Origin of the sequence: Aliiruegeria sabulilitoris (assembly GCF_001558155.1) — a bacterium.
Taxonomy (GTDB): Bacteria; Pseudomonadota; Alphaproteobacteria; order Rhodobacterales; family Rhodobacteraceae; genus Tropicimonas; species Tropicimonas sabulilitoris.
Genome location: NZ_LOAS01000002.1, coordinates 219,503 through 235,344, shown reverse-complemented (window position 1 = coordinate 235,344; position 15,842 = coordinate 219,503). Strand labels below are relative to the sequence as shown.

Genomic DNA, 15,842 nt, shown 5'->3' with positions numbered 1-15,842 from the left:
AAATCCGCGTTGATTCTGCAATGCGGCAAGTGATGACAGGGAGGCTTACATGGCTCTGGATGACATGAACCACGCAAGTTACGAGGCTCCGGAAAAGGACCTCTACGAGATCGGCGAAATCCCCCCGATGGGCTTTGTACCGCCCAAGATGTACGCTTGGGCGATCCGCCGCGAGCGCCACGGCGAGCCGGACAAGTCGTTCCAGGTGGAAGTGGTCGACACGCCGAAGCTCGACAGCCACGAAGTGCTGGTTCTCGTTATGGCCGCGGGCGTCAACTATAACGGCGTCTGGGCTGGCCTCGGTGTTCCGATTTCTCCCTTCGATGGGCATGGAGCCGACTATCACATCGCAGGCTCCGATGCCTCGGGCATCATCTGGGCTGTTGGCGACAAGGTGCGCAACTGGAAGGTCGGCGACGAGGTCGTGATCCACTGTAACCAGGATGATGGCGACGACGAAGAGTGCAACGGCGGCGACCCGATGTATTCGCCCAGCCAGCGGATCTGGGGCTACGAGACGCCGGATGGTTCCTTTGCACAGTTTACCAATGTGCAGGCGCAGCAGCTTCTGCCGCGCCCGCAGCATCTGACCTGGGAAGAGAGCGCCTGCTATACGCTGACGCTGGCCACGGCCTACCGGATGCTTTTTGGTCACCATCCGCATGAGTTGAAGCCCGGCCAGAACGTGCTGGTTTGGGGCGCTTCGGGCGGGCTCGGTTCCTATGCGATCCAGCTGATCAATGCGGCCGGCGGCAACGCGATCGGCGTCATCTCCGACGAAGACAAGCGCGACTTCGTGATGAACCTTGGCGCAAAGGGCGTGCTGAACCGCAAGGATTTCAATTGCTGGGGCCAGTTGCCGACGGTCAACACGCCGGAATACGCGACCTGGTTCAAGGAAGCCCGCAAGTTCGGCAAGGCGATCTGGGACATTACCGGCAAGGGCAACAACGTGGACATGGTGTTCGAACACCCCGGCGAATCGACCTTCCCGGTCTCCTCCTTCGTCTGCAAGAAGGGCGGCATGGTCGTGATCTGCGCCGGCACCACCGGTTTCAACTGCACCTTCGACGTGCGTTACATCTGGATGCACCAGAAACGTCTGCAGGGTTCCCACTTCGCCCACCTGAAACAGGCAGCCGCGGCGAACCGTCTGATGGTGGAGCGGCGCCTCGACCCCTGCATGTCCGAGGTCTTCTCCTGGGACGAGATTCCGGCCGCGCACATGAAGATGCTGCGCAATGAGCATAAGCCGGGCAACATGTCAGTGCTGGTTCAGGCTCCGACGACCGGCCTGAGAACGCTCGAAGATGCTCTGGAGGCGCGCGGCGCCTGATCGCGGCCAGGGGCTTGAACTGCAAACAGATCGCCGCCTGGCTTCAGGCGGCGATTTTCGTTTTGGTTCGCTTTTCTGCGGCTCCCTGCCAGTCCGTATTGTCCTCGCGTGACAATAATTCCCGCTCCAGGCAACAAGCTGCTGCAGGGAAAGAATTATCCTCAAATGTTATTAGATTCAAATTTCCACTCGACCGGTTAACGTGAATAGCCCGGATGTGGTGGCAGCTTTCCATCCTGGGCATTAGCCTTGAGAATCGGTGGGATCTCCCCCGGACTGGGAGGGCGAATCCAAAATAAACATAAGTTTATTTTTTGCACTCTCGCTATTTTTGGGGAGGACAAAGGCGCGAATTCTGTCTGATGGGCTCTCGTGTTAAGGTTGTGACAAGGTTTTACTCCTGCGGTTGAAAGAGACTCTGACATGAATCACGAGTGGATACTGGACGTTCTGACCGATCTGGGTGCATATGCACGTGAACATGACCTGCACGCCCTCTCGGAGCAGCTGGATGATGCCAGGCATGTTGCTAGTGCTGAGATCGCCACTCGGGCCGTTGCTTCGGTTCCGAACGGAACCGAAAGGAGACAGCCGAAGCCGGCAAGTCATGAAGGAGAAGCTCGAAGCGCTCTGTGAGTTCGTCCAGAAGGCCGACGATGTTGGGGATCTGCAAACCGCGACCGAACAGTTGCGGGACATTCTCGGGATCGCGCATATCGTCTACCACTGGGTGAATTCCGTCGGTGAACGTTTCGGAGCGGGGACCTACAACCAGGATTGGGTCGATCGCTATGTCGAAAAAGACTATCTTCGCATGGACCCGGTCATTCTCGGTTGCTTGCAAAGGTTCAATCCGGTCGATTGGAAGGAGTTGGATTGGTCCAGTCGCGCGGCACGCGCCTTCTTCCGCGAGGCTGTCGAATATGGCGTCGGCAACCAGGGGCTCTCGATACCGATTCGTGGTCCGGCCGGCCAGTTTGCACTCTTCACCGCATCGCATAATTGCGACGACTATAGCTGGGCTACCTTCGTGGACGGGAACATGCGGGATCTCATGATTATCGCGCATGAGTTCAACAAGCGGGCGCTGGAATTCGAACAGGAAGGCGACTCGGCGCCGACTCCCACGCTTTCGCCCCGCGAGCTTGCTGCCATGACCTACCTTGCCAAAGGGATGAGCCGCGCCCAGGCGGCAAAGGAGATGGAGATATCGGAGCACACCTTGCGAGTCTACATCGAAGCAGCGCGGCACAAACTCGGCGCTTTGAATACAACCCACGCGGTCGCGCGTGCATTGAGTCGCGGATTGATCGTCGTCTAGGGCTTTTTTTAGGTTTTTTTCGCCGATTTCGGCACGTCAATTACAATCAAAAGTAGGCTTCTGTTAACTAAGATTGGACAATCCTTTTCTCACCTGACGGAAAGGAGCCTCTCGTCATGCTGCGTTATGTGTATGGAACTGACCTCGATCGCTTTGCCAAACTCCGGGACACAATGTTCCAGGATAGGGCCGAGCAATTCTCCCACCGCCTCGGCTGGGAAGTCTCCGTGAATTCACGGGGTGAAGAGCGCGATCAATATGATGTATTGAACCCGCTCTACGTAATCTGGGAACTGGAAGACGGGAGCCATGGCGGCTCGATGCGCTTCCTGCCGACATCCGGACGGACGATGATCAACGAGCATTTTTCGCATCTTCTTGACGGTGTGAAAATCGAATCCCCCTTCATCTGGGAGTGCACGCGATTCTGCATCTCCCCGCAGGCAGACCGCCGCGCCGCGGCTGCCCTGGTTCTGGGGGGCGGAGAGCTGATGGACAATTTCATGCTCTCGCATTTCTGTGGTGTCTTCGATCCGCGGATGGAACGGATCTATCGTCTGTATCATGTGGACCCCGATATCATCGGCATGACCGGTGAAGGAAAGGACCGCATCGGTGCTGGTCTTTGGGAAATGAAGCCGGAGGCCTGGGCGCCCACGCTCAAGCGCCTCGGGATAGATCGCGAAACCTCCCGTTCCTGGTTCGACCTGTCGTTCAACCGGGCGCCGCGGCATCCCATCGCTGCGACGGCCTGATTGCAGGAAAACACCGTAGACCGCGGCGAAAGCGGCGCGGGTATCTGGCGCCCGGATTCTGCAGGCAGTAGGGTCCGGGAATGCCAACAACGGACCTGACATTCTCCGAAGACCAGGCGGAAGCCTGGGATCGCGCGGCCGAGGTTCTCGCCTCCGCTGGCGTCGACCTCGTTAGTGAGGCGTTGCTGCCCCGGTCCGACACGGTCACAGGGACGCTTGCTGTTATCGGCAAGGCGGGCTCGGGCAAGACATTGCTTTTGGCGCGTCTTGCAAAGGAACTCGAGGAAATCGGAGTCGATATCGTCTCCGGCGATTGGGAGGGGCGTCGGCGTCGCGACCGGCGGACGTTGGCCATTCTTGCCCCCACCAACAAGGCTGCAAGCGTTCTTCGCAACCGCGGCGTGCCGGCGACGACAATCCACCGGATCCTCTACACGCCGGTTTATGATCCCGAATATGAACGAGTCGCCGAATGGTTGGCCGGGCAGGGCGAGCGGCCCGAAATCGAAGGGCTGACAGATGTCGCGCTCGATCGCGCTTTCGCGTTTTACCAAAGCCACAAATCCATTCCCGGCGCGCTTGCCTCCGCCGGGCTGCGCGGATCGGATTTCATCACCGGCTGGAAACGCCGCGAAGATCCGCTCGATATCGGCTTCGTTGACGAGAGCTCGATGCTGGACAGCCGTCAGTTCGATGATCTGCGGGAGATCTTCCCCACGCTGATCCTGTTCGGAGACCCGGCCCAGCTCGCCCCGGTCAATAATTCCGGGGAGATGGTCTTTGAAACCCTGCCGGAAAAGCACAAGGCGATCCTGCATCGTGTCCACCGGCAGTCCGGCGATAACCCGATTCTCGACCTTGCACATGCGCTTGCCGACCCGGAACTGAGCTTCGAAACCTTCGAAGCCATGGTGGAGGACGCCGCGCGTCAGGATGAGCGGGTCAAGATCGGCCAGCGCGTCGAGTCCGAGCTTATGGCGCGCTCCCCGGTGTTGGTTTGGCGCAACGCCACGCGGATTCGCCTGATCCAGGCCTTCCGGAGCGCCTATGGCGCGCCCGAGGACAGCCTGCTTCCCGGCGAGCCGCTCGTGTGTGACGGTATCGAATTGCCGGTCAAGCACCGCAAGAAGCGGCTCGACCTCGAGGCGCGCGGCCTCATCAGGGGGGCGCAGGTCGTCTATCTGGGGCCGGGGCGAAAGCCTGGATTCTCTCAGCTTCACGTGATTGGGGCGGAAGATCCGCGCCTTTCCGCGGCCTCGATCGTGAAGATAGAGAAGCCGGACGAGGAAGAACCCTTCATCCCCTTTGCCGCCCGGATGGGGGCGACGTTCCTGCACGGTGCCGCGGTCACGATCCACAAGGCACAAGGCTCGCAATGGCCCGTGGTGCAGGTTTTCGCGCCCGATCTTTATGGCGCGGCTCGGGCCGGGAGGGTGGAGGCCGGCCAGCCGCTCTGGAAGCGCCTCGCCTATGTGGCGATCACACGCGCCGAAGAGGAGCTTATCTGGGTGACACGCTACCGCCTCGGAAAACCGAAATCGCCGCTCGATACCAGCGACCTTCTGGTGCCCGCGCCGGTGTTGAAACTGGGGGAAGAGGAGTGAGCGCAACGCTCCTCGCGGGCGTAGCGTCGCGCTGTATCGGCGTCAGCTAGCCGTTTCGTAGCGACTCGAACTCGAAAGCCGTCAGACGTGGGATGCGCATCGGACCGAAGCGGTCGAATCGCGTGATCCACGGAAACAGGCCGAGAAATTCCTCGCCGTCCTCCGGATCCATCATGGATTCGATATGCTGGCCGGGATGGTAGCTTTCGACCTCGATTCCATTGGCCCGGATCACCTGCTGGCCGTGCAGAAAGAGGTGATAAAGCTGGATCGGCGCCAAGGGATTCAGGCCGATGACGTTGATGCCGTCCATGAGCGCATGGGCAGGGGCAAAGGCCTTGTCGGCGCCCAGCATCTCGCGGCACCGGGTGCTGCGATAGAGCGCGCGCGCGCGCGGGCCGAGCACGAGGTCCGGGGCGGGCCTGTCCAGCCCGAACGTGTCGCTGGCGATCCGAGTCAGACGGGGTGACTCGCCCGGCTTCTCGCTGAATGCGGAGGGAATGAGCGTGGTTGAGCCAATCCACAGAAGCGGACGCAATTGCTCGGAGTCCGTACGAACCAGCATTCCGGGTTCGAGATCCTCGACGGCGGTTTGCCCGTTCTCTGTTGCGATCAGTGTGCCACGGGCGAAAGCCATGAAGGCATCTTCGAACACCGGGGTTGCCGGCGCGCGCGTGGTGAATTGCTCGATCTCGCCGCGAAGGGTTAGGTAGGCAACCTCGTAATGGCGCGAGAGAGGCGATGCGCACCGAGGTTGCCTATCCGAACGAACGGTCCTTTCGGACATACTGGCTTTGAGGCCAGATCTCTCCGTCGCGAGCGCGCCGACGGTTGCGCGTGGGGTCACCATGCAATCGATCCTTCCGGTCGGTCGCATCTGCCGTGGCCCCCACCAGGTCGCAGAAGGACGTGTCTACGTCCCTTTGATGACGGATTTGACGAGGAAATGTCAAAATTTCTGGGCGATTGCCGGGTGTTTGCGATCCAATGCCGGATGGCTGGCAAGGGTTGTTTCCGCGCATAGGATAGATACGGCACAAAAAAGTGGCAGGGCCCGAATCAAAACGCCCACCGTCGCGTGCGACCGGTGGGCGTGGGAGTGAATTCGGGTGCAGGCGTCGTTCAGGCGCTCAGGACGTCGGGCTCTTCCAACTCGATCCGGCGGGCGATCATTTCCTTGCGGCGAGCGCCGCGCGCCCAGGGCATGACAACGGTGGTGTCCTCGACGGCCTTAAGAACCGATTCCAGCCAGCGTCTCTCAGTGTTCATGCTCTCGTTCCTTCTTCGATGGCCATGCGCGGCGCCTTCGTTTCCTGCATGTTGCTAAACTGCAGGTCCAATTGGGCGCCACTGAGGCAGAACGGGGACAATCTGGAAGCCTTACGGGGGACTGCTCCTAGAGACGAATGACCGAGATCAGTCGGCCATAATCGGCTTCCTTCTTGTGGACGGTCCGACGGTAGGAAAAGAAACGGTGCGGATCGCTATAGGTGCAGTGCCGGGTCCAGAGAGCCTGGCCGATTCCGGCACGCCGCATCCGATGAAGGCCAAAGGCGGGCAGGTCGAACTGGGCCTTTTCCCCACCATTCCCGGAAAAGAAGCGTTGGTTTTCAGGGTCGTCCGCCACGAACGCGTCATAGAAATCCCAGTCTACCTCGTAGGCGGACTGGCTGATGGTGGGGCCGATCACGGCAACCGTGTTTTCGCGATGCGCGCCAAGCCTTTCCATGTGCTCCAACGTGGCTTCCAGAACGCCGGACAGTGCCCCACGCCAACCGGCATGGGCAGCGCCGATGACGCCAGCGTCGTGGTCGGCAAACAGCACGGGCTGACAGTCGGCCGTCAGGACCGACAGCGCGAGGCCCGGGCGGTTGGTTACCAGCGCATCCACTTGTGGCGCCTTGTCGAACGGGCCTTCCACGACTTCCACATCGGGTGAATGGACCTGGTTCATGGAAATCAAGTCCGTTGTCTTGACACCCATGGAGGCGGCGACCCGCTCCCGGTTGATCGACACGATTTCCGATTGGTCGGAAGAGCCCTGTCCGCAATTCAACCCTTCGAACACGCCGGAAGAAGCCCCGCCGCGTCGCGTGAAAAAACCGTGCCGCAAGGGCGAGAGAATGTCCGAAGTCAGAATTTCCAGCGTCATGTCTCGAATCCGGCGGGCGTGGGTGCCCCTGTCGGGTGAATGGCAATTGCCTTGAAGAGCGAACCCATTTCCTGCGGGTGGGTCAAGCGCCTATGCGCGGCGATATGCTCTTCCATGGCCTTCGGATTGGGCATTGCCCTCGCAAGTGATTGTGCGCGTTGTGTTATTCCAAGGTGCTCAAGAAACAGACCTTGCGAAACCATTGGTGTGGTGCGGGTGCCCTCTGCACAAGCAACCCGCGCAATCGCCTCGAAATCGACATGCGCGGTCAGATCGGCCGTACCCGGCGCTGCGAAGGGGTCCACGGGTTGGTGATCCCGGACAGCCTGAAAAGTGTCGCCGCGCGATCTCCAGTCGCCATAATCGACGAGGAGCGCCAAGCCGCCATTGCGGGCTATCCGGCCCGCGATTTCGCTGACCACGAAAGGCAGGCTGGGGCAATACTCGACGATGTCGCCGTCGCGCGTGTCCGCAAGGCGGTGGTCGAGTTCTGCGAACGGTGCCGGTTCCGTCAGGGCCACGGCGAACCTGTCGCCGTCCTCCCGGACGAGCCGTTCGCTCCAAGCCTGCCCTCGCCGGACGAATTGCCGAATGGGAAGGGCGTCCAGGAACTCGTTGGCGACGAAGAAAAGCGGCGCCTCGGGCAGGTCTCGCACCGTCTCCAACCAGCTTACATGGTGGTTGGAAAGCGTATCTTTCTGTTTTGCCCTGAGCTTTGGACTGGCTTCCACCAGCCGGATGTCGAGTGCGTCCAGCAGGCCCGGAACCGGCCGCATCGCGCGCAGCATGTCCGACATGAGCGTTCCGCGCCCCGGGCCGGCCTCGGCCAGAACCGCCGGCGCGGGCGCGCCCTGGTCCATCCATGCCTGCGCAAGCGCAAGGCCGAGCAGTTCGCCGAACATCTGGCTGATCTCGGGGGCCGTCACGAAATCCCCCTCTGCGCCAAAAACGGTTTCATTCGTGTAATAGCCATGCTCGGGGTGCAGCAGGCATTCCGCCATGTACTCGGCCAGTGTCATGGGGCCCGTATGCGCGATCCGGCGGCGCAGAATGTCGGCGAGCGTATTCATGCCGGCGTCGGGGGGCGCCGCCGCGCATGGGCGATGAGCGCCAGCCCGAGCAGGATCATGGGAAGCGACAGCAACTGCCCCATCGTCACGCCGATGGCGCCCTGCCCGATCACGAAGCCGATCGGGTTCTCCGGGGTGATGAATTGCGCATCCGCCTGCCGGAAATACTCGACGATGAAACGCGCTATTCCGTAGCCGGCAAAGAAACAGCCCGCGACGATACCGGGCCGCTTGAGCGCGCCGCGGCGCAGGGCCAACCAGAGCAACACGGCCCCGAGCACGAGCCCCTCCAATGCGGCCTCGTAGAGCTGGCTTGGATGGCGGGCGATCTCGTTGCCGTAATAGAACCATTCGCCGGGCACAGGGCAGCCCTGCCAGCCGGGATCGACGCACATGGTCGGGAACTTCATCGCCCAGGCGACGTCGCTTGGCCGGCCCCAAAGCTCGCCATTGATGAAATTGGCCAGTCTGCCAAAGAACAGCCCCAGCGGCGCGGCCATGGCCAGCGCGTCGGCGGCGCTCATACGGGCAATGGCGTGCTTGCCGGTCCAGAGCCAGGTGGCGATCACTACCCCGATCAGCCCACCATGAAAGGACATGCCGCCCTGCCAGACGGCGAGGATCTCGCCCGGGTTGGAGAGGTAGTGGCCCGGTTTGTAGAACAGTACGAAACCGAGCCGGCCACCGATGACAACGCCGAGAATCACCCAGGTCAGCAAGTCTTCTACCTGCCGCGGTTGCATTGGCGCACGGTTCTGCGGCCAGAGAGCAGGGCGCTTCATCAACGCCACCACCAGCCGCCAACCGAGCAGAAGCCCGGCGATATAGGCCAGCGCATACCAACGCAGCGCGAATTCCATTCCGAACAGGGAGATGGAAAAGATCTCGGGGCTCAACTCGGGAAACGGGATGACTGCCTGCATGGTTTACGCTGTTGATCTCCTCACTGTGGCAAAGTCAACCTTGAGGCCGACCGCCTTGAACGCCATATAGGACCCAGATGTAACGAACGGGTGCCCCATGCAAAGCCGCAACAGGTTTTTCGATGACATGTCCCAGCTGATGACCAACGCGATGGGTGTGGCCCAGGGCGCGAAGGACGAGGCCGAGACCGCTTTCAAATCCATGATCGACCGCTGGATGGCGGATCGCGATTTCGTCACCCGCGAGGAGTTCGACGCCGCGCGTGCGATGGCCCAGAAGGCTCGCGAGGAAAACGAAGCCCTCAAGGCGCGAATCGAGGCGCTTGAAGCCAAGATTAACTAATATTAACAACGCGTTAATGTTCGATGCGGACCCGGGTGTTGGCCTGAGTCATAATATCGCGGACCGCACCGGACGCATCGAAAGCCGCGCCACGCAAATTGGCGCGGCTTTGTGCTTCGCGGCCTTGAAATGAAGGCCGTTTGGGCTGCCACTTTTCCACTACAGCTCTGCATGCGCGCAACATCTTGCGGATCGGTTGGTGCCCGTCACAAAAAATATCCTTTACAGCCTGCTGCTTTGCAGCGCACCATATGTAGTAAGGACGGCGGCATGTATCGCCGGACCTAGAGCAGGCACCAAACCCTAGTTGTCACCAAAAAGACTGGGGCGAATAACGTATGAGGCCCGGCATGTCACTCTCAGAAGAGTTCCTGACAGAAGACCTACATCCGATCGACATCGTTGAGACCCTGGCGGAAAACAACTGTTGGGACTTCGACCGGATTGCCGAGGACCAGATCGCCATGGCGGTCGAGGGACAATGGCGGACCTATTCGATCACCCTTGCCTGGTCGGCCTATGACGAGACGTTGCGGCTCATCTGCACCTTCGAGATGGAGCCCCCCGAGGAACGTCTTCCCAAGCTTTACGAGGCGCTGAACAAGATCAACGATGCCTGCTGGGCGGGCGCGTTCACCTATTGGCGCGAGCAACAACTGATGACCTATCGCTATGGGCTCGTGCTCGGCGGCGGGCAGACGCCCCACCCTGAGCAGATCGACCGTCTGATCGGTACCGCCGTCATGGCGGCAGAGCGCTACTACCCGGCCTTCCAACTGGTCGTCTGGGGCGATCAGGAGCCGGAAGAGGCCATGCAGGTCGCAATTGCCGAGGCTTTCGGCAGGGCTTGATTCTGAAAGGGCGCGGGCCTTTACGCCGCGCGTCCGGCCCCATTTTCCAGAGAAATCTGCCGTGGTTGGCGGCGCGGACCGTTGCAGGCCAGTGTCCTGCAACGTAGCTTCCTGCCGAAACGGATCTGGAGATTTTCATGGATATGGCACAGGTGCATGCGCGGGGGCTGGTGCTCCTGGGCTGTGGCAAGATGGGCTCGGCAATGCTTCAGGGCTGGCTGGCGGACGGCTTCCCTCCCGATGCGGTGACGGTTCTCGACCCATTCCCGTCCGATTGGCTGAAGGCGCAGGGCGTTCGGTTGAACGCGCCGCTGCCCGCGGCGCCGGCGATCGTGCTCGTTGCGGTCAAGCCGCAAATGATGGCCGATGCGCTTCCGGTGTTGAAACCGCTTGGCGGTGGACAGACCCTGTTCCTCTCGGTTGCGGCGGGAACGCCGATTTCCTTCTATGAAGACGTGCTGGGCGCCGAGACACCGATCATCCGGGCCATGCCCAACACACCGGCAGCGGTCGGGCGCGGAATCACGGCGATCATCGGGAATACCTATGCCACGGCAAATCAGCTCGATCTGGCCGATCACTTCCTATCCGCTGTTGGCGAGGTGGTGCGTCTTGGCGACGAGAGCGAGATGGATGCCGTTACCGGGCTCTCCGGCTCCGGACCGGCTTATGTGTTCCACATGGTCGAAGCGATGGCGCGGGCGGGCATGGCCGAGGGCTTGCCCGAGGCATTGGCGATGCGCCTGGCCCGCGCAACCGTGACCGGGGCAGGGGAATTGCTCTTCCAGTCCGACGAAAGCGCCGCGCAATTGCGGATCAACGTGACCTCGCCCAACGGAACGACAGCGGCAGCTCTGGACGTCTTGATGGCCGAAACGGATGGATTGCCGGACCTGATGGTAAGGGCGGTCAAGGCGGCGGCGGACCGAAGCAGGGAGTTGGCGAAATGAGCGAGATCACTTTCGACGATTTCCTGAAAGTGGATATCCGAGTCGGGCGTGTGCTGCGGGCCGAACCTTACCCGGAAGCCCGTAAGCCGGCGATCAAGCTCTGGATCGATTTCGGCCCCGAGATCGGCGAAAAGCGGAGCTCGGCCCAGATCACGCGGCACTACGATGTCGAGACCTTGCCCGGAAAGCAGGTGATGGCGGTGGTCAACTTCCCGCCGCGCCAGATCGGGAAGTTCATGTCCGAGGTGCTCGTCCTGGGGCTTCCAGACGAAGAGGGCGAGGTCGTGTTGCTCAGCCCGGACAGCGACGTTCCGGTCGGTGGACGTATGCACTGATCGGATGATGCGTGGCGGCTCGTCAGCCCGCCGCGCCATGGCTGCGATCATAACCATTCATCGGCGGGCAGGCCCAATCGGTTCCAACGGGCGGCGCGAACACCTCGACCACAAGCGGGTAGCACGCCGCCTCATCCGAGGAATGCGCAGCTGAGCAGTCGCCACCCGGGCAGGCTGACAGGGCGCCCAGCAGGTCGATCTCGGCGATGAACTCGATGTAGTCCCCGGGCCGCACCGGGCTGGCCTTCATGAAATACTGACCGGTGTCGCGGGTGAAGCCGGTACACATGAACACGTTTAGCACGTCGTGGACATGCGTCTCGGCTTCGGCGAGCGTCATCCCGGTCTCTCTCGCCAGTGCTCGGGTGAGGTTCGAGTGACAGCAGGCATGATATTGGCCGCCCGAAAGCAGGGTGTTGGTATACGGATCGCAACGCGTGCCAATCACGTCATGCACGGAGCCGCCGAAGGAATCGATCCCGTACCAGTCCAGCGTGTCGGCGATGATCGTTGCCATCGGGCGCAGCGCGGGAAAGGACGACCACATCCGTTCGCCCGTGCTCAAATGCGTGCCGTGCAAGGCGCGCGTCTTGCCGGAATAGAAGCGTTCGGACAGATCGTTCGCGTTCCAGATATTCAGATCTCCGACCTGCGGTCCTTCCACGGACGTAATCCGAAAGGCGCCCCCCGCCGGAACGCGGAAACAGGAGGCCTCGCGCGGCGGGACAAGGGTCTCGCTGGCTTTCACAAGCGACGTCCGATGGTTGGCGAGGGCCGGCATGTCCGGTTTCGGCAAGGTCGTCACTGGGTAACAGATGACCGGGGCGATAGCGCGTCTGGCGTCGGCGTCTTTGGGAGCTGGCATAGGATTCCGTGCTTCTTGGGTTCCCCGCGAAACTGGCGCGGAACCGGTCCCGGGACAAGAGCCGGCAGTCTGTGCGGGCGTATGCACCCTGTTGGTCATCCTCTTTCCGAAAATATCCCGGGGGGAGCGCTCGAAACGAGCGCGAGGGGCGGCGCCCCCGGTACCCGGAGAAGGGCTCGTCAAAAGCAAAAGGCCCGGCAAACCGCCGGGCCTCTGCAATTTCGCAAACTGTGTCGCCGTCAGTGCAGGCGAGCCTGTGCCATCAGCCGGATCTCTGCAATCGCCTTGCCGGGGTTCAGGCCCTTCGGGCAAGTCTGGGTGCAGTTCATGATGACGTGGCAACGGTACAGCTTGTACGGGTCTTCCACGTCGTCCAGGCGCTCGCCGGTGGCCTCGTCGCGGCTGTCGATCATCCAGCGATAGGCGTGCAGCAGCGCGGCCGGGCCGAGATACCGATCGCCGTTCCACCAATAGGCAGGGCAGGAGGTCGAGCAGGAGGCACAGAGCACGCATTCGTAGAGGCCGTCGAGCAGGGCGCGGTCCTCAGGTGTCTGCAGCCATTCCTTTTCCGGGGCCGGCGTCTTGGTTTCCAGCCACGGCATGACGGAAGCGTGCTGGGCATAGAAATGCGTCAGGTCGGGAACGAGGTCCTTGACCACCGGCATATGCGGCAGCGGGTAGATCTTGATATCGCCCTTCTGCTCGTCGATGCCCCAGATGCAGGCCAGCTTGTTGATGCCGTTGATGTTCATCGCGCAGGACCCGCAGATGCCTTCGCGGCAGGAGCGGCGGAACGTGAGCGTCGGGTCGATCTCGTCCTTGATCTTGATCAGCGCGTCCAGGATCATCGGGCCGCAGCTATCCATATCGATGAAATATGTGTCGAGCTGCGGGTTTTTCCCGTCATCCGGGTTCCAACGATAGATCACGAACTTCCGGACATTCTTCGCCCCGGCCGGCTTCGGCCAGGTCTTGCCCGTCTTGATCGTGGAGTTCTTGGGTAGAGTGAATTGAACCATGTGGTCACCTCAGCTATCTCGCGCGCGGCGCAAGAGCCGCCGCGTGGCTTGGGTTCAAGTGATATGTGGTTAACAGATGCATCCGGGTCAGCGCTTTGCCCATTGGCAATAGAGATCTCCCCGATAGAGCACGGAGGCGTTGCGACCGCAGCCCTTCCGATCTCCGTAGGGGTGGCGGATCGACCGAACGACCGTCCGCTTGCGGGAGTTGAAGGAGGCGATTTCCGCCTCGCTCAGCCCCAGCCGGCTCGCGGCGCAGGCGTTGATCCTATCAGCGTCAAGGACGGTCACTTGATCGTAGGGAACGATCATCACATCCATCTGCCCCGCCGCGCGTGCGGCAGAGGAACGCTGCTCGATATAGGCTGCGCCGGAGATCCCGTTCTGGCTTTTGCACGTCAGAATAGCCGACCGCTGGTCTTCCACCGCGATATTGGCGGAAGCCATCCCGGGAAGGGAAGCGGCAATCGAAATCGCCGTTGCGGTAAGCAGCAGTCTGACCCGGTCTGTCATCAGTAAACCCTCGCTTTCGGTGCAATCTTGGCCACGTCAATGCCACCTTCATCCGTGGTGGTGAGCGGGTCAAGATGGACGGGCCGATAGGACAGGGTCACTTCCGCGCCATCAACGACAGCCAGCGTGTGCTTGCGCCAATTGACGTCGTCGCGATCCGGGTAATCCTCGTGGGCATGCGCCCCACGGCTCTCCTTGCGGGCCTCGGCACCGACGATGGTGGCCATCGCGTTCGGCATGAGGTTGGTCAGCTCGAGGCTCTCCATCAGGTCGGAGTTCCAGACCAACGAGCGGTCGGTGAGCTTCAGGTCGTCGAGCTTGCCGGCAACCACCTTCATCTTCTCGCAACCCTCGGCGAGGACCTTGTCGGTACGGAAGACGGCAGCATTGTCCTGCATGGTCTTCTGCATCTCGAGGCGCAGCTCGGCCGTCGGCGTGCCGCCGTCGGCGTAGCGGACCTTGTCGAAGCGCGCCAGGGCCGCGTCGAGCGAAGCCTTGTTGAACTCCGGGTTCGGCGTTTCCGGGTCGACCACCTGGCCTGCCTTGATGGCAGCGGCGCGGCCAAAGACCACGAGGTCGATCAGCGAGTTGGAGCCAAGACGGTTGGCGCCGTGCACCGAGGCACAACCGGCTTCGCCCACCGCCATCAGGCCCGGTGCGATCGCGTCCGGATTGTCGGCGGTCGGGTTGAGAACCTCACCCCAATAGTTGGTCGGGATGCCGCCCATGTTGTAGTGGACCGTCGGAAGAACCGGGATCGGCTCCCGGGTCAGGTCGACACCGGCGAAGATCTCGGCACTCTCAGTGATGCCCGGCAGGCGCTCGGCGAGCGTCTCTTTCGGGATGTGGTTGAGGTGCAGGTAGATGTGGTCCTTGTTCGGGCCCACGCCGCGACCGTCGCGGATTTCCATCGTCATGCAACGCGAAACGACGTCGCGCGAGGCCAGGTCCTTGTAGGTCGGGGCATAGCGCTCCATGAAGCGCTCGCCTTCGGAGTTGGTCAGGTAGCCGCCTTCGCCGCGGGCACCCTCGGTGATCAGGCAGCCCGAACCGTAGATGCCGGTCGGGTGGAACTGAACGAACTCCATGTCCTGCAGGGGCAGGCCCTGACGGGCGATCATGGCGTTGCCGTCGCCGGTGCAAGTGTGCGCCGAGGTGGCAGAGAAGTAGGCACGGCCATAGCCGCCGGTGGCCAGAACGACCATCTTGGCATTGAAGGCGTGCAGGGTGCCGTCGTCGAGTTTCCATGCCAGAACGCCCTGGCACACGCCGTCTTCGGACATGATCAGGTCGGTGGCGAAATACTCGATGAAGAACTGCGCGTCGTTCTTGATCGACTGACCATAGAGCGTGTGCAGGATGGCGTGGCCGGTCCGGTCGGCGGCGGCACAGGTCCGTTGGACCGAGGGGCCCTCGCCGAATTCGGTGGTGTGGCCACCGAAGGGACGTTGGTAGATCTTGCCTTCTTCGGTGCGCGAGAAGGGCACACCGTAATGTTCAAGCTCGTAGACGGCCTTGGGCGCCTCGCGGACCATGTATTCCATCGCGTCAGTGTCGCCGAGCCAGTCGGAACCCTTCACGGTGTCGTACATGTGCCACTGCCAGTTGTCGGGGCCCATGTTTGCAAGCGAGGCGGCGATGCCGCCCTGGGCGGCGACGGTGTGCGAGCGGGTCGGGAATACCTTGGTGACGCAGGCGGTCTTGAGGCCCTGCTCGGCCATACCGAGCGTGGCCCGGAGGCCCGCGCCGCCGGCACCCACAACGACGACGTCGTAGTTATGGTGTGTGATATCGTAAGCGGTCAT

17 protein-coding genes are annotated in these 15,842 nt (G+C 61.7%); 8 read left to right on the top strand and 9 right to left on the bottom strand.

Annotated features, from left to right (window positions below; translation table 11 throughout):
- The first annotated feature begins 49 nt into the window (after positions 1–49).
- From ccrA to AX756_RS03305, 4 genes are all read left to right on the top strand, one after another.
- On the top strand, positions 50–1,336 hold the full coding sequence (gene ccrA, locus AX756_RS03320) for a crotonyl-CoA carboxylase/reductase (protein ID WP_068308635.1): 1,287 nt from the start codon (positions 50–52) through the stop codon (positions 1,334–1,336).
- A 607-nt stretch (positions 1,337–1,943) separates the two neighbouring features.
- Positions 1,944–2,657, top strand: a complete 714-nt coding sequence (locus AX756_RS03315) for a helix-turn-helix transcriptional regulator (RefSeq protein ID WP_068308633.1) — start codon at positions 1,944–1,946, stop codon at positions 2,655–2,657.
- Between the two features lie 116 nt (positions 2,658–2,773).
- Positions 2,774–3,412: an acyl-homoserine-lactone synthase gene (locus tag AX756_RS03310; RefSeq protein ID WP_068308631.1), complete on the top strand. Its 639-nt coding sequence runs from the start codon at positions 2,774–2,776 to the stop codon at positions 3,410–3,412.
- Between the two features lie 80 nt (positions 3,413–3,492).
- Positions 3,493–5,016, top strand: a complete 1,524-nt coding sequence (locus AX756_RS03305) for an ATP-dependent DNA helicase (protein WP_068308629.1) — start codon at positions 3,493–3,495, stop codon at positions 5,014–5,016.
- Between the two features lie 46 nt (positions 5,017–5,062).
- Here the strand turns inward: AX756_RS03305 and AX756_RS03300 are convergent, their stop codons facing one another.
- The 5 genes from AX756_RS03300 to lgt all read right to left on the bottom strand — a co-directional run bounded on the left by AX756_RS03300 (position 5,063) and on the right by lgt (position 9,161).
- Positions 5,063–5,653 (bottom strand): Hint domain-containing protein, encoded by a 591-nt coding sequence (locus AX756_RS03300; protein WP_197431050.1) that lies wholly within the window; start codon positions 5,651–5,653, stop codon positions 5,063–5,065.
- A 485-nt stretch (positions 5,654–6,138) separates the two neighbouring features.
- Positions 6,139–6,285, bottom strand: coding sequence for a hypothetical protein (locus AX756_RS25500; protein WP_156461377.1), 147 nt, complete (start codon positions 6,283–6,285; stop codon positions 6,139–6,141).
- Positions 6,286–6,412: 127 nt separating this feature from the next.
- A complete protein-coding gene (pgeF, locus tag AX756_RS03295; RefSeq protein ID WP_068308625.1) occupies positions 6,413–7,168 on the bottom strand; it encodes a peptidoglycan editing factor PgeF in 756 nt (251 codons plus the stop codon).
- On the bottom strand, positions 7,165–8,238 hold the full coding sequence (locus AX756_RS03290; RefSeq protein ID WP_068308623.1) for a class I SAM-dependent methyltransferase: 1,074 nt from the start codon (positions 8,236–8,238) through the stop codon (positions 7,165–7,167). Before AX756_RS03290 ends, pgeF begins: the two co-directional genes overlap by 4 nt.
- Complete coding sequence (gene lgt / locus AX756_RS03285; protein WP_068308622.1) at positions 8,235–9,161, bottom strand: prolipoprotein diacylglyceryl transferase; 927 nt, start codon at positions 9,159–9,161, stop codon at positions 8,235–8,237. The genes AX756_RS03290 and lgt overlap by 4 nt, the downstream gene beginning before the upstream one ends.
- 97 nt (positions 9,162–9,258) lie before the next feature.
- On the opposite strand from lgt, the gene AX756_RS03280 reads away from it, so the two are divergent.
- From AX756_RS03280 to AX756_RS03265, 4 genes are all read left to right on the top strand, one after another.
- A complete protein-coding gene (locus AX756_RS03280; protein WP_068308621.1) occupies positions 9,259–9,504 on the top strand; it encodes an accessory factor UbiK family protein in 246 nt (81 codons plus the stop codon).
- A gap of 350 nt (positions 9,505–9,854) precedes the next feature.
- On the top strand, positions 9,855–10,355 hold the full coding sequence (locus tag AX756_RS03275) for a type III secretion system chaperone family protein (RefSeq protein WP_068308619.1): 501 nt from the start codon (positions 9,855–9,857) through the stop codon (positions 10,353–10,355).
- A gap of 137 nt (positions 10,356–10,492) precedes the next feature.
- Positions 10,493–11,305 (top strand): pyrroline-5-carboxylate reductase, encoded by an 813-nt coding sequence (gene proC / locus AX756_RS03270; RefSeq protein WP_068308617.1) that lies wholly within the window; start codon positions 10,493–10,495, stop codon positions 11,303–11,305.
- Positions 11,302–11,640 carry a tRNA-binding protein gene (locus AX756_RS03265; protein WP_068308615.1) on the top strand — a complete coding sequence of 113 codons (339 nt, stop codon included), beginning with the start codon at positions 11,302–11,304 and terminating at the stop codon, positions 11,638–11,640. Before proC ends, AX756_RS03265 begins: the two co-directional genes overlap by 4 nt.
- 22 nt (positions 11,641–11,662) lie before the next feature.
- On the opposite strand, the gene AX756_RS03260 is transcribed toward AX756_RS03265, so the two are convergent.
- The 4 genes from AX756_RS03260 to sdhA all read right to left on the bottom strand — a co-directional run bounded on the left by AX756_RS03260 (position 11,663) and on the right by sdhA (position 15,842).
- Positions 11,663–12,505 (bottom strand): urea carboxylase-associated family protein, encoded by an 843-nt coding sequence (locus AX756_RS03260; protein WP_068308613.1) that lies wholly within the window; start codon positions 12,503–12,505, stop codon positions 11,663–11,665.
- A gap of 239 nt (positions 12,506–12,744) precedes the next feature.
- Positions 12,745–13,524 (bottom strand): succinate dehydrogenase iron-sulfur subunit, encoded by a 780-nt coding sequence (locus AX756_RS03255; protein WP_068308611.1) that lies wholly within the window; start codon positions 13,522–13,524, stop codon positions 12,745–12,747.
- Between the two features lie 87 nt (positions 13,525–13,611).
- Positions 13,612–14,037 (bottom strand): hypothetical protein, encoded by a 426-nt coding sequence (locus AX756_RS03250; RefSeq protein WP_068308609.1) that lies wholly within the window; start codon positions 14,035–14,037, stop codon positions 13,612–13,614.
- Complete coding sequence (sdhA, locus tag AX756_RS03245) at positions 14,037–15,842, bottom strand: succinate dehydrogenase flavoprotein subunit (protein WP_068308607.1); 1,806 nt, start codon at positions 15,840–15,842, stop codon at positions 14,037–14,039. The genes AX756_RS03250 and sdhA overlap by 1 nt, the downstream gene beginning before the upstream one ends.

What these genes read in the sequence shown, in the direction of transcription:
- ccrA (WP_068308635.1), top strand. Translation starts at nt 50, where the DNA reads ATGGCTCTGGATGACATGAACCACGCAAGTTACGAGGCTCCGGAAAAG.
- AX756_RS03315 (WP_068308633.1), top strand. Translation starts at nt 1,944, where the DNA reads ATGAAGGAGAAGCTCGAAGCGCTCTGTGAGTTCGTCCAGAAGGCCGAC.
- AX756_RS03310 (WP_068308631.1), top strand. Translation starts at nt 2,774, where the DNA reads ATGCTGCGTTATGTGTATGGAACTGACCTCGATCGCTTTGCCAAACTC.
- AX756_RS03305 (WP_068308629.1), top strand. Translation starts at nt 3,493, where the DNA reads ATGCCAACAACGGACCTGACATTCTCCGAAGACCAGGCGGAAGCCTGG.
- AX756_RS03300 (WP_197431050.1), bottom strand. Translation starts at nt 5,653, where the DNA reads ATGGCTTTCGCCCGTGGCACACTGATCGCAACAGAGAACGGGCAAACC.
- AX756_RS25500 (WP_156461377.1), bottom strand. Translation starts at nt 6,285, where the DNA reads ATGAACACTGAGAGACGCTGGCTGGAATCGGTTCTTAAGGCCGTCGAG.
- pgeF (WP_068308625.1), bottom strand. Translation starts at nt 7,168, where the DNA reads ATGACGCTGGAAATTCTGACTTCGGACATTCTCTCGCCCTTGCGGCAC.
- AX756_RS03290 (WP_068308623.1), bottom strand. Translation starts at nt 8,238, where the DNA reads ATGAATACGCTCGCCGACATTCTGCGCCGCCGGATCGCGCATACGGGC.
- lgt (WP_068308622.1), bottom strand. Translation starts at nt 9,161, where the DNA reads ATGCAGGCAGTCATCCCGTTTCCCGAGTTGAGCCCCGAGATCTTTTCC.
- AX756_RS03280 (WP_068308621.1), top strand. Translation starts at nt 9,259, where the DNA reads ATGCAAAGCCGCAACAGGTTTTTCGATGACATGTCCCAGCTGATGACC.
- AX756_RS03275 (WP_068308619.1), top strand. Translation starts at nt 9,855, where the DNA reads ATGTCACTCTCAGAAGAGTTCCTGACAGAAGACCTACATCCGATCGAC.
- proC (WP_068308617.1), top strand. Translation starts at nt 10,493, where the DNA reads ATGGATATGGCACAGGTGCATGCGCGGGGGCTGGTGCTCCTGGGCTGT.
- AX756_RS03265 (WP_068308615.1), top strand. Translation starts at nt 11,302, where the DNA reads ATGAGCGAGATCACTTTCGACGATTTCCTGAAAGTGGATATCCGAGTC.
- AX756_RS03260 (WP_068308613.1), bottom strand. Translation starts at nt 12,505, where the DNA reads ATGCCAGCTCCCAAAGACGCCGACGCCAGACGCGCTATCGCCCCGGTC.
- AX756_RS03255 (WP_068308611.1), bottom strand. Translation starts at nt 13,524, where the DNA reads ATGGTTCAATTCACTCTACCCAAGAACTCCACGATCAAGACGGGCAAG.
- AX756_RS03250 (WP_068308609.1), bottom strand. Translation starts at nt 14,037, where the DNA reads ATGACAGACCGGGTCAGACTGCTGCTTACCGCAACGGCGATTTCGATT.
- sdhA (WP_068308607.1), bottom strand. Translation starts at nt 15,842, where the DNA reads ATGACCGCTTACGATATCACACACCATAACTACGACGTCGTCGTTGTG.